At 46.8% G+C, this 13,679-nt stretch carries 11 protein-coding genes; 5 read left to right on the top strand and 6 right to left on the bottom strand.

Annotated features, from left to right (window positions below; genetic code table 11):
- Positions 1–276: 276 nt before the first annotated feature.
- Together QUA77_RS14715 and QUA77_RS14710 are read right to left on the bottom strand one after the other, a co-directional pair.
- The gene (locus QUA77_RS14715) at positions 277–717 is read right to left on the bottom strand and encodes a peroxiredoxin (protein WP_333062778.1); all 441 of its coding nucleotides are present in this window, start codon (positions 715–717) and stop codon (positions 277–279) included.
- 328 nt (positions 718–1,045) lie between these two features.
- A complete protein-coding gene (locus QUA77_RS14710; RefSeq protein WP_333450841.1) occupies positions 1,046–2,536 on the bottom strand; it encodes a catalase in 1,491 nt (496 codons plus the stop codon).
- Positions 2,537–3,348: 812 nt separating this feature from the next.
- Here QUA77_RS14710 and QUA77_RS14705 point away from each other — a divergent pair.
- The 5 genes from QUA77_RS14705 (at position 3,349) to ileS (ending at position 9,295) form a co-directional block, all read left to right on the top strand.
- A complete protein-coding gene (locus tag QUA77_RS14705; RefSeq protein WP_333450840.1) occupies positions 3,349–3,666 on the top strand; it encodes a DUF433 domain-containing protein in 318 nt (105 codons plus the stop codon).
- The gene (locus QUA77_RS14700) at positions 3,659–3,991 is read left to right on the top strand and encodes a DUF5615 family PIN-like protein (RefSeq protein WP_333450837.1); all 333 of its coding nucleotides are present in this window, start codon (positions 3,659–3,661) and stop codon (positions 3,989–3,991) included. The genes QUA77_RS14705 and QUA77_RS14700 overlap by 8 nt, the downstream gene beginning before the upstream one ends.
- Before the next feature lie 156 nt (positions 3,992–4,147).
- Entirely contained in the window at positions 4,148–4,558 is a 411-nt protein-coding gene (locus QUA77_RS14695) for an Npun_F0494 family protein (protein WP_333450836.1), read from the top strand.
- A 321-nt stretch (positions 4,559–4,879) separates the two neighbouring features.
- A complete protein-coding gene (locus QUA77_RS14690) occupies positions 4,880–5,443 on the top strand; it encodes a Uma2 family endonuclease (protein WP_333035926.1) in 564 nt (187 codons plus the stop codon).
- A 264-nt stretch (positions 5,444–5,707) separates the two neighbouring features.
- A complete protein-coding gene (gene ileS / locus QUA77_RS14685; protein ID WP_333450833.1) occupies positions 5,708–9,295 on the top strand; it encodes an isoleucine--tRNA ligase in 3,588 nt (1,195 codons plus the stop codon).
- 83 nt (positions 9,296–9,378) lie between these two features.
- Here ileS and QUA77_RS14680 read toward each other — a convergent pair whose 3' ends face one another.
- The 4 genes from QUA77_RS14680 to QUA77_RS14665 form a co-directional block, all read right to left on the bottom strand.
- Entirely contained in the window at positions 9,379–9,651 is a 273-nt protein-coding gene (locus tag QUA77_RS14680; RefSeq protein ID WP_333450831.1) for a hypothetical protein, read from the bottom strand.
- 42 nt (positions 9,652–9,693) lie between these two features.
- Positions 9,694–10,029 carry a XisI protein gene (locus QUA77_RS14675; protein ID WP_333450829.1) on the bottom strand — a complete coding sequence of 112 codons (336 nt, stop codon included), beginning with the start codon at positions 10,027–10,029 and terminating at the stop codon, positions 9,694–9,696.
- Positions 10,030–10,148: 119 nt separating this feature from the next.
- Complete coding sequence (locus QUA77_RS14670) at positions 10,149–10,661, bottom strand: dihydrofolate reductase family protein (protein ID WP_333450827.1); 513 nt, start codon at positions 10,659–10,661, stop codon at positions 10,149–10,151.
- A 63-nt stretch (positions 10,662–10,724) separates the two neighbouring features.
- The coding region (locus tag QUA77_RS14665; RefSeq protein WP_333450825.1) for a leucine-rich repeat domain-containing protein at positions 10,725–13,679 on the bottom strand (2,955 nt) is incomplete at its 5' end.

The raw sequence follows: 13,679 nt of genomic DNA, 5'->3' as shown, positions 1-13,679 counted from the left end.
GGCGCCACAAATCTCACTTTAGGCGTACAATGAGCACCTTAACCGAATATATGCCTGGTTGAGAGGATTTGTGGTGCAAGTTTTGAGGGAAGGAATTTAGTTCGAGTAAGTTGCTTCCCCCTGTACCTTTGACCCCTCACTTCCTGAGTCAGGACTTACGAAAAAAACCCGGTTCCTAGGACAATATTGCCTATAGCAACGAGGCATCTAGGAAGAAACCGGGTTTTTAGCCGTTTGGTGCGTGTAGGAGTGTTAGTGCGATCGGCTAAACTTCGACTAAACTATGGTGACAAGAATATCTTGAGCGTGAGTGTCAACTTTCATGGTTTCGCCCTCATAAACTTGAATGATTTTGCCAGTACCGTCGATGACGAAAGTAACGCGCTTGGCATAATCGCCTTTCTCGACATCGTAAGCTTTGGTAATCGTGCCATCAACATCTGCTAATAGCTGAAAAGGTAAACCGTATTTCTCTGTGAACTTTTGGTGCGACTCTTCGTTGTCTCGGCTGACACCGAGAACTACAAGATCTTTGCCCTTGTATTCTTCATAAGCTGCTTTAAAGCTTTGGGCTTGTCTTGTGCAACCGGGGGTGTCATCTTTCGGGTAGAAATACAAGATTACGGTTTTACCTGCGAATTGGGACAGGGATACTGTGTTGCCATTAGTGTCTTTGGCGGTAAATTGAGGGGCAGCGCACCCAACTGGTAAAGTCATAGTTTTGTTTCCCTTGTTTGGTTTTTCTTGCAGTTCCTCAACTTATTTTAGTTGGTTCTGTCGCTTTGCAAGAGACCTTTGTAAAAAATCACGATCGCCCCAACTCCATGACGTTAAGCTTTACTGCATTTAGCTTGCACCTAAGACGCGGGCTAAGAGTGCCTATTACACGCATAGTTCCAATAGACATCTGCTTTTAAGCAGATGTCTATTAAATGTTCTCAGATTCTAAGCTATTACGCATCTAAATTGAATAGAAAGAGGGGCTTTCTTAACCATCCGACAATCCGATCGGACAAACTGACTGTCAAATTAGATGTGTAGCAGCTTACACACCAACCGGTTGACCAGCAGCGGGCATCATAGACGGATCGATCGCAATTCCTAAGCCTTCTGCGACTTGGCGGCCATAATTCGGATCGGCGCGGAAAAAATGGCACAATTGGCGCATCTGAATCTCCGATTTTGCTGCACTCAAACTTTCCACAATGTTAGCGATAAGCCGCTGCTGTGCGTCGGGTTTCATCAAGCGATAGAGGTCTCCTGCTTGGGTGTAATCGTCATTTCCCTGACGGTGATCGTAGCGATCGACTTTGACATTTCCTAAGTCCCAAGCTGGGTCAGCATAAACACAGTTTTGCTTCGGCGCAGCCTCGTGGCTGTTTGGTTCGTAGTTGGGCCCGCTACCACCGTTGTTACCCGGTGCCATTGCGCCATCCCGTTGATAGTGCATCACCGGACACTTTGGTTGATTTACGGGCAATTGCTGATAGTTTGCACCGAGACGGTAGCGTTGAGCATCTGGATAAGACATGATGCGAGATTGCAGCACTTTGTCGGGAGAGAAGCTAATACCTGGAACGACATTAGAAGGAGAAAATGCCGCCTGTTCCACCTCAGCAAAAAAGTTTTGTGGATTGCGATTGAGTTCAAGAATTCCCACGTCAATTAACGGAAACTCTGAGTGCTTCCACACTTTCGTCAAGTCAAAAGGGTTTTCGCGATACTCTGCGGCTTGGGCCTCGGTCATTACTTGAATGCAAAACCGCCATTTGGGATAATTACCTTGGTCGATCGCCTCAAACAAGTCGCGAGTCGCATGATCGGGGTCTTTGCCTTTGATCTGCGTCGCTTCTTCGGCGGTGAAATTATCAATACCTTGCATGGTTTTGAAGTGGAATTTGCACCAAACCCGTTCTCCTTGAGCATTGATTAGGCTGAACGTATGGCTGCCAAAACCGTCCATGTGGCGGTGGTTTTTCGGCGTACCGCGATCGGAAAACAGAATAGTTATCTGATGCAAAGCTTCTGGACTCAGCGACCAGAAATCCCACTTCGCGTCAGCATCTTTGAGATGCGTTTGGGGATGGCGCTTTTGCGTGTGGATCAAATCAGGGAATTTGAGCGGATCGCGGATGAAGAAAACAGGGGTGTTATTGCCTACTAAATCCCAGTTCCCTTCTTCGGTGTAGAACTTCATCGAAAAACCTCTGGGGTCACGTTCGGCATCCGCTGAACCTTGTTCGCCGCCTACTGTAGAGAAACGGAGGAGAACCTGAGTTTCTTTGCCAACTTCTGAGAATAGCTGAGCTTTGGTGTAGCGAGTAATGTCATGGGTGACGGTGAACGTGCCAAATGCAGCGGCTCCTTTTGCATGGACAACGCGCTCAGGAATGCGTTCGCGGTTGAAGTGAGCCAGTTTTTCCATCAGGTGAAAATCCTGCATGAGGATAGGCCCGCGTTCACCAGCAGTCAAGGAATTCTGGTTATCTGCAACCGGAATTCCGCTAGCGGTTGTCAATGTTTTGTCTTCTGTCATAGTGGGTAAATTGATTGCTATATCCTAAGTATTCTATACCTTTCTGGGGCCCTGGTGTTTCTGCGGAGGTAATTATCAGATGGGCAATTTTGTGTTAAATTATTAGTGTGTTTTCAAAATTTGCTGATTCAATTAAAACTAATTTCTCAATAAAATATGATTAATTTATACACTGTAATTCTCAGATAAAATGCCGATCATTGGGTTTATTTGTGTTTAAACAATGGCTGGGTGGGTCAAATAAATACTCCTGAACAATCTATTGATAAACTCAAAGAAGCTAAGCTATTGAGTTATTTTCCGAAGTCTATGAATTAGAGGCTGATGTTTGTCTCAGCCCTATTTCTATTAATGAGTTACACAAATTTCTAATTTTAGAAGATGCAGAAGCCTCAGACACTTATGAATCCAGGAAAGTTTATGCCTAAAAACCTTCCATTTTTAAAACCTAAAGCATTAATTAAGATTTAAGCACAAAACGGATGTCTGTTTTACCGAGAGGGGAAAGGAGATAATCGTTTGTATATGCGTGAAATTGAAGGCATAAAAAGGATTGTTCCGATTGATATCGGTGCAGGGGAAATGTCACCAGCTTATGTGTTGCGGATTTTCAGGCAATTTGGGTTTAGCGCTCCATAAATTGAGGGGATGATTAGTTAAGTCCGCATTAATATGCTGCCTGGTTGGCGGTTTCAACATTGGGAGTAGTCATCTTTGCCACTCAGAAAAGCGATCGCCTAAAATGGCTTTTACAGCCAAACTCGTCTAACCTGTCCTAAAATATAAGAGACATCCTATATTAATTCCCTACCATGTCGATCGCGGTCATTAAAGAACATATCGAAATCACCCCTGGAATCTGTGGGGGAAAACCCCGTATCGTCGGACATCGCATCCGAGTTCAGGATATAGTTGTTTGGCACGAACAAATGGGAATGTCACCAGACGAAATTCTGTATCACTATCCGAGTATTACTTTATCTGACATCTATGCAGCTTTAGCCTATTATCACGATCGTCGAGATGAAATTCGCTCGGCAATCGAAGCAGATGCAGAATTTGCCAGCCAATTGAAAGCTCAAACCCCATCGCTATTGCAACAAAAATTAAAAAATCGTCAACATGGCTAAGATAAAATTTCATCTTGACGAAAATATAACTCTTGCCATAGGAAATGGATTGCGAAGACGGGGAATTGATGTCACCACAACTCCAGAACAAGGAATGATCGGGCAATCCGACGAACAACAATTAGCATTTTCCCTGTCTCAAGAGCGAGTAATTTTTACCCAAGATACGGATTTTTTAAGACTGCATCATGCAGGTTTGTCTCACGCGGGTATTGTTTACTGTCCGCAAACCAGTAAATCAATTGGGGAAATTTTGCAAGGATTAGTATTAATTTGGGAGGTAGTGGATGCTGAAGAAATGAACAATCATTTGGAGTATTTGTAAAAAGAGGCGATCGGCACTTGCAACCGGAATATTTATCGTGCCGAAGTTTCGGATATTTTCACCTGCTGTCATAATTGTAGTAGATGTTTTATAACTCCACTTTGACTCTAAATCTGTAATTATAAAAGATCTAGTACATATTCAAAAGTTCTCGCAATGACTTTTATCCCATCCGAAGCGTTTAAATCTATTAGTTATCCCGATCGCACTGTCAAAAGAGCCGATCGCGCCGTCCGCTGTTCCCCTTTTCAATTACACTTCTTCCAGACCATCCGCGATAACAGTGTTTTCCTAACTGCGATCGCCTCAAATGCGGGTGTCGAAAGCAGCTACACCCGATCGCCCGTATCCGAACTCGTAGCCGAAAACTCCCTACTCTGGCTGATCCAAGTCGGTGTGTTGCGGCGGGAAGTAGACGGACAAGGGATTACCGACAGTTTTCGCCTCACGCCCCTGGGCCGCCAACTCGTGGAAAAATGGGAACAGGAAGGACAGGGAGTGCCGGCCGCGTCATTGTGCGATCGCATGGGAAATGCCGTCAGCCGCGGGTTGGGAGTATTTCTATGAGGGGTTTTCACTTGCCCTAGTTCGACAGTCCGACAGGGAATGAATTCCCTGTCTCATAGCAAAAGTCGGTTAAAACCGACTGCAAGTCTAAATTCAACTTGATGTTGAGTTTCGCATTTCACGTTAATCAACCTCCTCAGTCCTCTTGCAGAGGACTTCCGCTATTAGACAGGGATTTCAATCCCTGTCGGACTCGCCGTCAAACGAGTTAGACCCCTTAAAGCCGTCAAGCGAAGGACGGGGTTTTAGACCCATTTTCTTGATAAATTAAATGCGCGATCACTTAACTAATACAAATTAAATTTAAATCGACTAAAAACAATGGTTCAAACCGCTTCTAAACCTTTGAGTCTCGATGATTTTCTCCAACTGTCGGAAACCAAACCCGCCAGCGAATTCATCGACGGTCAAATTATCCAGAAACCTATGCCCCAAGGAAAACACAGCACAATTCAAAGCGATTTGGGTGCTGACATTAACCGGGTACTCAAACCCCAACGCATCGCCCGCGCCTATCCAGAATTGCGCTGTACCTTTGGCGGTCGATCGACAGTACCCGATCTTGCAGTCTTTACCTGGGAACGCATTCCCCGCGACGAAAACGGCGAAGTGGCAAACACTTTCGCCATCGCCCCCGACTGGACAATCGAAATTCTTTCCCCCGATCAAAGCCAAACTAAAGTCGTCCGCAACATTCTCCACAGTCTCGCCCACGGAACCCAGATGGGCTGGCTGATTGACCCGGAAGAAGAACTGGTATTTGTCTATTTTGCCGATCGCACCATAGCAGTTTTTGAAGAAGGGGGCGATCGCATCCCGGTTCCAACCTTTGCCGAATCCTTTAATCTCACCGTCGGTGAAATGTTCAGTTGGCTGACTGAGTAGCGCCACCTCGATTTATGAATGATTTAACCGCAGAGGGCGCAGAGGGCGCGGAGGAGGGAGAAGAGAGCTCGCCCTACGGATTTGGTTCGATCAAATGTGCGGTCGATCGCTTATACTAAAATATCTGGTTGTCAGCTCTTCAATGACGAGAGATGACTAAAGTTGTCACTACAAACTTAATTATGATTATTTAACCGGACTTGATATCATCTTTCAAATAACCGCTAACTACTAACAACTAACTACATAAAACGTTTCTCAAAAATGGAAGCTAAATCTTACAAAGACACGGTAAATCTGCCCAAAACCAAGTTTGATATGCGCGCCAACGCCGTCAAACGGGAACCAGAATTGCAACAATTTTGGGCAGATCAAGAAATCTACGATCGCCTTTCGGAAAATAACCCAGGCGACTTGTTCATCCTCCACGACGGGCCACCCTACGCCAACGGACAACTCCACATCGGCCACGCCCTCAACAAAATCCTCAAAGACTTTATCAACCGCTACCAAATGCTGCGCGGCAAAAAAGTCCGCTACGTGCCCGGTTGGGATTGTCATGGATTGCCGATCGAACTTAAAGTATTGCAAAACATGAAATCGGACGATCGGCTAAATCTTACCCCGATCGAACTCCGCCGCAAAGCCGCCGCCTTCGCCCAGCAAACAATGGAACAGCAGCGCGAATCCTTCCAGCGCTACGGCGTTTGGGGCGACTGGGAACACCCGTATTTAACCCTGAAGCCCGAATACGAAGCCGCTCAAATCGGCGTTTTCGGTCAAATGGTACTCAAAGGCTACATCTACCGCGGCTTCAAACCTGTTCACTGGAGTCCGAGCTCGAAAACAGCCCTCGCCGAAGCCGAATTGGAATATCCTGAAGGCCACACGTCGCGCAGCATCTACGTCGGCTTTCATGTGAGAAAATTGTCAAAATCCCTGCAAACGAAGCTCAAGCGCTATATGCCGAGCCTCTGGGCGGCGATTTGGACGACTACCCCCTGGACGATTCCGGCAAACTTGGCGATCGCAGTCAATCCCGAATTGACTTATGCCGTGGTGGAACCGCCGGCAAATTCCCACATCGCACAACAATTTATGTTAGTAGCTGTCGATGCGGTCGATCGGCTGTCGGCAACTTTTAACACTGAATTAAAAATACTTGCTACCTTCAAAGGCAAAGAATTAGAAGGTTGCATCTACAAACACCCGCTGTTCGATCGCGAAAGTCCGATCGTTGCCGGCGGCGACTACATTACCGCTGATTCCGGGACGGGATTGGTGCACACTGCACCCGGCCACGGACAAGAAGACTTTATCGTCGGAAAACGCTGCGGTTTGCCAGTTTTAACACCCGTAGATGAGAACGGAAATTTTACCGCAGAAGCCGGACAGTTTGTAGGTTTAAATGTCCTCGGAAACGGCAATGCCGCAGTGATTGATGCCCTTGCCGAAGCAAATTGTTTGATTAAAGAGGAAAGTTACGCTCACTCTTATCCTTACGATTGGCGCACCAAAAAACCAACTATTTTTCGGGCGACGGAACAGTGGTTTGCCTCCGTTGAAGGGTTCCGAGATGAAGCCCTAAAAGCGATCGCGGATGTGAATTGGATTCCCGCCCAAGGGGAAAATCGGATTACTGCAATGGTGGGCGATAGATCGGATTGGTGTATTTCTCGCCAGCGGACTTGGGGCGTTCCGATTCCCGTATTCTACGATGAAGAAACCAACGAACCGCTGTTAAATGAAGAAACGATCGCCCACGTGCAAGCCATTTTTGCCGAACGCGGTTCGGATGCTTGGTGGGAATTGTCGATCGCCGAATTGCTGCCGGAATCTTACCGCAATAACGGCCGCACTTACCGTAAGGGAACCGACACGATGGATGTGTGGTTTGACTCCGGTTCTTCTTGGGCCGCAGTTGCCAAAGGTCGATCGGAATTAAACTATCCTGCTGATATCTATTTGGAAGGTTCAGACCAACACCGCGGCTGGTTTCAATCGAGTTTGCTTACCAGTGTAGCAACTAACGGCGTCGCTCCTTACAAAACAGTTTTGACTCACGGTTTTGTACTCGATGAAAAAGGCCGCAAGATGAGCAAATCTGAAGGCAATGTCGTCGATCCGGCGTCAGTAATTAAGGAATATGGAGCCGATGTTTTGCGGTTGTGGGTGTCTTCGGTAGACTACTCAGCAGACGTGCCATTGGGCAAAAACATTCTCAAACAGCAGTCGGATGTTTACCGCAAAATTCGCAACACAGCTAAGTTTTTGCTGGGAAATTTGCACGACTTTGACCCCGCAAAAGATGCCGTTGCTTACGAGGAATTGCCGGAACTCGACCGCTATATGCTGCACAGAATGGGCGAAGTATTTGCAGAAGTCCAAGATGCTTTTGAAAGCTTCCAATTTTCCCGGTTTTTCCAAACTGTCCAGAATTTCTGCACGGTAGATTTATCGAATTTTTACTTGGATATTGCCAAAGACAGACTTTACATCAGCGCGACAGATACCCTTCGCCGCCGCAGTTGTCAGACGGTGATTGCAATTGCTGTGGAGAATTTAGCAAGGGCGATCGCACCTGTTTTGTGTCACATGGCTGAGGATATTTGGCAGTACCTTCCCTATCCGACTCCTTACAAGTCCGTGTTTGAAGCCGGTTGGGTGCAAATTGATGCTTCATGGCACAATCCAGAATTGGCTACTCGCTGGCAGTATTTGCGGCAAGTGCGGGGCGAAGTTAACAAGGTTTTGGAAAAAGCCCGGATGGAAAAGGCGATCGGTTCTTCTTTGGAAGCTAAGGTTTTGGTGTACGTTCCCGATGTTGAGAAACGGCAGCAATTGCAAGCTTTGAATCCCAGCAGCGAAGAATTGGTGGATTATGTGCGATCGCAAAATTCAGTCATCGAGTTAGCAGCAGATGAGAAGGCAAAAGCAGCACAAGATCGACAGGAAGAACAAGCGGCAAAAGTTGCCAAAGTCTTGACAGAAAAGACAGTTTATGTTGAGGAAGAAACGATAGAAAAGGGCGATCGATCTTCTCAGATCGTACAGTATTCCGCCCCTGAACTGTCGGCTTCAGATTCGCAGCCAATCTTAGATCAAGCCGCCGAGTTTTTAGCTAATTTGCCTGAATACGCGGGCAACTTTTTTACAGAATACCAACAAGCGCTGGTAACACTTGGGCTGTTAGCCTCTGTGTTAGTAACGGGCAGAGTAACGCTGGCGATTTTGGATACGATGAATCAGATTCCGATGTTGGGAGGCTTCTTTGAAGTCATCGGCATCTTATTTACAATCTGGTTTGCTTTCCGTCACTTGCTGTTTGCCGCCAACCGTCAAAAAATTGCAGAACAAATTGATTTCCTGACAGCAGATGTGGTGGGCCGGAGTACAGCGCTTGTACTTGCAGAAACACAGGCGATCGTCCTCGCACCGGCATTAGATACAGCGCTTGTGCTTGTAGAAACACAGGCGATCGTACAAACAGCCCCAGCCGAAAAAGTGTTTGTAGAAACACCCCAAATCCCGCAAGCAGAATTAGTTGCGATCGAACCCAAACCAGAAATTCCTGCTTCCATAGCTGTAACGCCCGATTCTACTATGACCGGCAAGGGTGTAGACGAACTGCGGTATTTGTTCATTACTTCGGAAGTGGAACTGGTAGAATCGAATGCAATCCTGCAAGAATTGCCGTACAGCTATCAGTCTCCCGAGTTGGCGATTGGTGTAGTGAAAGCAGACGGGGAAAAGTGCGATCGCTGCTGGAATTACTCGACTCATGTCAGCGAGTCGATCGAACATCCGCTAATTTGCGAACGCTGCGTTTCAGCAGTAGACGGCAAATTCTAACGTAGGCTGCGCTTCGGGAAAAATTATTGAGTTTGTGATAGCCACATTCAGCCCGAAGCGCACCTTACAATAACTTCATTTGCTTATTTCTGATTAAAAAAACCGCAGACGATTTCACCAGGGTTGTTTTGTCCAAACGCCAAAACTGTTCCATCTTTCTTAACTGTAGTGCGATCGCGGCAATTGTAGACTTCCAGAGGCTGTTTCACTCCATCAACACTCAGAATTACCCTGTATTCCCAATAATTTTTCGCACTGCGTTTGATATCGACAATGCAAATCTCGCTTCCTTGATAATTGCGACATACAGAGGCCTCAGCAGGAAGCGCCACCGAGAAAAAAGATATTAATAGCAAAAAGTAGCAAACACATTTCATCATCGGCGATCGCATTTTCCTTTACCCTACCCCGAACCCAGTATGCGGACGCTTGTAAGGTGGATGCAACCCCAACACAATATCATCCTCAGACACTCCCATATCGACAAATTCCCGTGCAATATCCACTTCTGTCATATTGCGCTGAATCCAAATTTTGCCATCCTTGATATCCAAATGAATGAAACAGTTGTATATCCGCTTTAGCCCCTCCCAGCCAACATCTAGTAACTGATAGTGGTCGTGTTCCCCATCAAAAACAAGCTGGCATTCAACGTCTGAATTAGGCTTTTCTAGCGTTGCTTGTTGAGTTAGCAATTTGCGGATACACTGGCGGTAATGCTCTACTCTTTCCATTCCACAATTACCTCTTTTTTACAGCATCGTGAAATAAATCTCTAGCAGCCATTTCTATTTAATACAGCTTTTATCTTTATCTTATACCAGCCTGAGCGCGCCCACTGCTACGATCGCCCTCAAGTGGCGACATCATAAGATAGCTGAACCATACCAGAACTATATGTCTGACATCCAGTTAACTGCAAAGCTGTAGTATTTATGGGATTAACAAATAAAGGGATTCCCTCGCCTAAAATAAGCGGATGCACCGAGAGAATCACTTCGTTGACAAAGTTTTGATTCAGGAAATCGCGAATCAGTAGAGCACCTCCCACCAACCAAATATTCTTGCCTTCAAGCAAGCGCAAATCATTGACAAAACTCTCTGAATCTGTTACCACTTCGACATCAGAGGTGGCTTGAAAATCTAGATTTTTCGTAAAAACATAACTCTTTTTTTCCTGGTAGGGATACTCGCCAAAAGTTAGAACTTGTTCGTAAGTTTTCCGACCCATGAGAACCGTATCGATGCTATCTAAGAATTTATTATAACCGTAATTTTGGTCTGTAAATAGCCAGTCAATATCGCCATTCGAGCGGGCGATATAACCGTCCAGACTAGATGCAATGAATAGTACAATTTTACGCATGGCAACACCGAGGTTTGTGGAATGATTGGGGCAAACATCGCCCCCACTTTAATTTTAAATGATTTAGTGTCCTGACGGTAGCTTGAGTTCTATACCCAGCTTTTGACCGACATCGATCGCCTTATCAGCAAAATCAGTCACGCCAGCGATGCCAACTCCGATCGCAGTACCCGCCGCTACAAGAGCTGTTAAGCTTTTCTTTAATCGAGTTTTATTCCATTGGTTTTCCGGTTTCTTGATTTCGGTTTCAACATCTTCAATATCGATAATTATCCCCTCGCGGATGTCTTCGGGAAACTGATCGGCGGTTTGACGCATGGAGGAAATCAGTTTGAAAAGTTCGGCGGTATTGGTGTTATTGTTTTGCAGGGATTGATTGCCAGCAACTTCGGCACTGTTCGACGAACCGCCGATATTGCCGGAGAAGTTAGCACCTTGAAAAGCACCTTGAAAGTTGTTGGTTTCAGAAGAATTTTGAGTCATTTTTGCTTCGGCTTTATTAATAATTGGTCTAGTAACAGCTAGTTTAGCGATATCTACAAGGTCGTCATATTCTCTTCCGTATTTTCCCATTTCTCGATCGCCCATTTGGTTTCTGCGCCGAAGTTCGATCGACTCATAGCCATCCAGCAACGGCCGCAAATCTCGACTCGTTTTAAGTTTGCCGATCACAACCTCAGTCTGGCCCATCTCCTCCAGCCCTAGCAATTCATCATAATCCAGCGGATCGGCATCGGGATAACCCGGAACCGGCACCCATTGACTGATTTCCAGATTGGCAAAAGATTTGTGGATTTTGGTAAACGTATCGCGAATCATGCTGAGGAAAGAACGCCGCGTCGATTCCCGCCCGCTAACGGCAATAAAGATTTTCTTATCTTCCGGGTCAGATTTGATCCGGGCGATGTTGTACACCTCAGCGCCTTCCCTGTACTCCAGCATAACCCCCGTGCGCCAGTGGGTGCGGTTGTGGATTTTCTCGTGCATGAGGACGATGAAGCGCGAGAGGATGCTGTCGGGGAGGATGCGGTAGTAATATTGAAATTCCAGGGTTTCGCCTTCGAGTTCGGTGTTTTGCGGTTGTTCTTTGGGCAAAATGCCGGGGATGAGGAAAGTCGGCGCGGGACAATGGCTGACGGGGAAGCAGAGTTCAAATTCCTCCATCAACCCGGTGAGGCAGTGGTAGCGGTGGCGGGGATATTTATTTGAGTCGAGGATGCGGCTGAGGTCGGCGTAGGAGAGAATGCCTTTGGTTTTGACTTTGAGTGCGTCGTCGCTGAGGAGGGCATAGATGCCTTCTGTCACCCAGTGGGGATTGAGGATGTTGGTGGATTGCAGGATGGGATGTTCGCGGAAGTTGAGGACAATGCCCAGGTTGTGCAGCAGTCCGATTAGTTGGGTTTGGTCGGTTTCTTCAAAGATGTTTTCTTTGGCGCAGATGGTGGCGTATTCGCTGATGCTGATGATGTCTTTCTCGAGGTTTTCCAGGCGCTGCTTGACTTGGAACCAGCTTAGCGGCAAAAGATCGTAGACTTCTTTGAGTTGGGAGATTTCCGTGTGGATGGCGCTGCGGAGTTCGTCGATGCCGGTGCCGCTTTGGCAGGAAGTTTCGATAATCGCTTTGATGTTGGGATATTTGTCGCGCAAGGCTTTGCGGTTGAGATCCAGGGGTTGTTCGTCGCATTTGTTGCCGACGAGGATGACGGGGGAAGCGTCGCCGAAGCTTTCGATCAGTTTCAGCCAGTATTCGAGGCGGTTTTCGTCTTCGCTGGTGCGGCAGTTGCACACGAGGAGGTAGAGGCTGCGTTTGGTAAGGAAAAATTGGTGGGTGGCGTGGTAGATTTCTTGTCCGCCGAAGTCCCAGACGTTGAGTTTGACGGGTTTGGTGTTGACTGTAATTTTCCAGTCTGTGATGTTGAGTCCGTCGGTTTGGGGCTCGTTGGGGTTGTATTTGTTGTGGATGAGACGGTTGATCAGGCAGGTTTTGCCGACGCTGCCTTGCCCGACGAGGAGGACTTTGGCTTCGTTGAGGGGGAGAACTTCGCCGCTGCGGAGTTGGCGCAGGTAGTTGAAGATGGCGGCGGGAGTACCGGAGTCTTCTCTCAGGGCGAGCCATAGAACTTCTGGAAAAATGGGCAGGGGATTGCAGCGGAGGTCGAGTGTTTCAAGTTTTGGCAGTGTTTCCAAACATTCAGGAAGAGTTTGAATCTGATTGCTACTGAGGTAAAGCTGTGTCAGATTCGACAGTTGGCCGATCGCATCTGGGATTTCGGTAATCTGATTGTTATCGAGGAAAAGCTGTATCAGATTCGACAGTTGCCCAATCGCATCTGGGAGTTCGGTAATCTGATTGTTATCGAGGAAAAGCTCTGTCAGATTCGACAGTTTGCCCATCGCATCTGGGAGTTCGGTAATCTGATTGTTCTCGACGTGAAGCCCAGTCAGATTGGATAGTTCGCCGATCGCCTCTGGGATTTGGGTAATCTGATTGTTATTGAGCTGAAGCCATGTCAAATTTAACAGTTGGCCGATCGCCTCTGGGATGGCTGTAATCTGATTGTTATTGAGCTGAAGCCATGTCAAATTTAACAGTTGGCCGATCGCCTCTGGGATGGCTGTAATCTGATTGCTATTGAGGAAAAGCAGTGTCAGATTGGATAGTTGGCCGATCGCATCTGGGATTTCGCTAATCTGATTGTTATTGAGGAAAAGCCGTGTCAGATGGAACAGTTGCCCGATCGCCTCTGGGATTTGGGTAATCTGATTGTTACTGAGGAAAAGCTGTGTCAGATTCGACAGTTTGCCGATCACATCTGGGATTTCGCTAATCTGATTGCCATTGAGGTAAAGCAGTGTCAGATTGGATAGTTTGCCGATCGCATCTGGGATTTCGGTAATCTGATTCCTACTGAGTTCAAGCCGTTTCAGATTCGCCAGTTGCCCGATCGCATCTGGGATTTCGCTAATCTGATTGCCATCGAGGTCAAGCTGTGTCAGATTCGATAGTTGCCCGATCGA

It is taken from the genome of Microcoleus sp. K5-D4, assembly GCF_036704575.1.
Classification (GTDB): Bacteria; Cyanobacteriota; Cyanobacteriia; order Cyanobacteriales; family Microcoleaceae; genus Microcoleus.
Note: the sequence above shows the minus strand (reverse complement) of the source record. Positions and strands in the feature narration are given on the sequence as shown.

Coding starts and splice junctions, on each gene's coding strand:
- QUA77_RS14695 (WP_333450836.1), top strand. CDS start 4,148: ATGACTTTTATCCCATCCGAAGCGTTTAAATCTATTAGTTATCCCGAT.
- ileS (WP_333450833.1), top strand. CDS start 5,708: ATGGAAGCTAAATCTTACAAAGACACGGTAAATCTGCCCAAAACCAAG.
- QUA77_RS14675 (WP_333450829.1), bottom strand. CDS start 10,029: ATGGAAAGAGTAGAGCATTACCGCCAGTGTATCCGCAAATTGCTAACT.
- QUA77_RS14670 (WP_333450827.1), bottom strand. CDS start 10,661: ATGCGTAAAATTGTACTATTCATTGCATCTAGTCTGGACGGTTATATC.
- QUA77_RS14690 (WP_333035926.1), top strand. CDS start 4,880: ATGGTTCAAACCGCTTCTAAACCTTTGAGTCTCGATGATTTTCTCCAA.
- QUA77_RS14700 (WP_333450837.1), top strand. CDS start 3,659: ATGGCTAAGATAAAATTTCATCTTGACGAAAATATAACTCTTGCCATA.
- QUA77_RS14715 (WP_333062778.1), bottom strand. CDS start 717: ATGACTTTACCAGTTGGGTGCGCTGCCCCTCAATTTACCGCCAAAGAC.
- QUA77_RS14705 (WP_333450840.1), top strand. CDS start 3,349: ATGTCGATCGCGGTCATTAAAGAACATATCGAAATCACCCCTGGAATC.
- QUA77_RS14710 (WP_333450841.1), bottom strand. CDS start 2,536: ATGACAGAAGACAAAACATTGACAACCGCTAGCGGAATTCCGGTTGCA.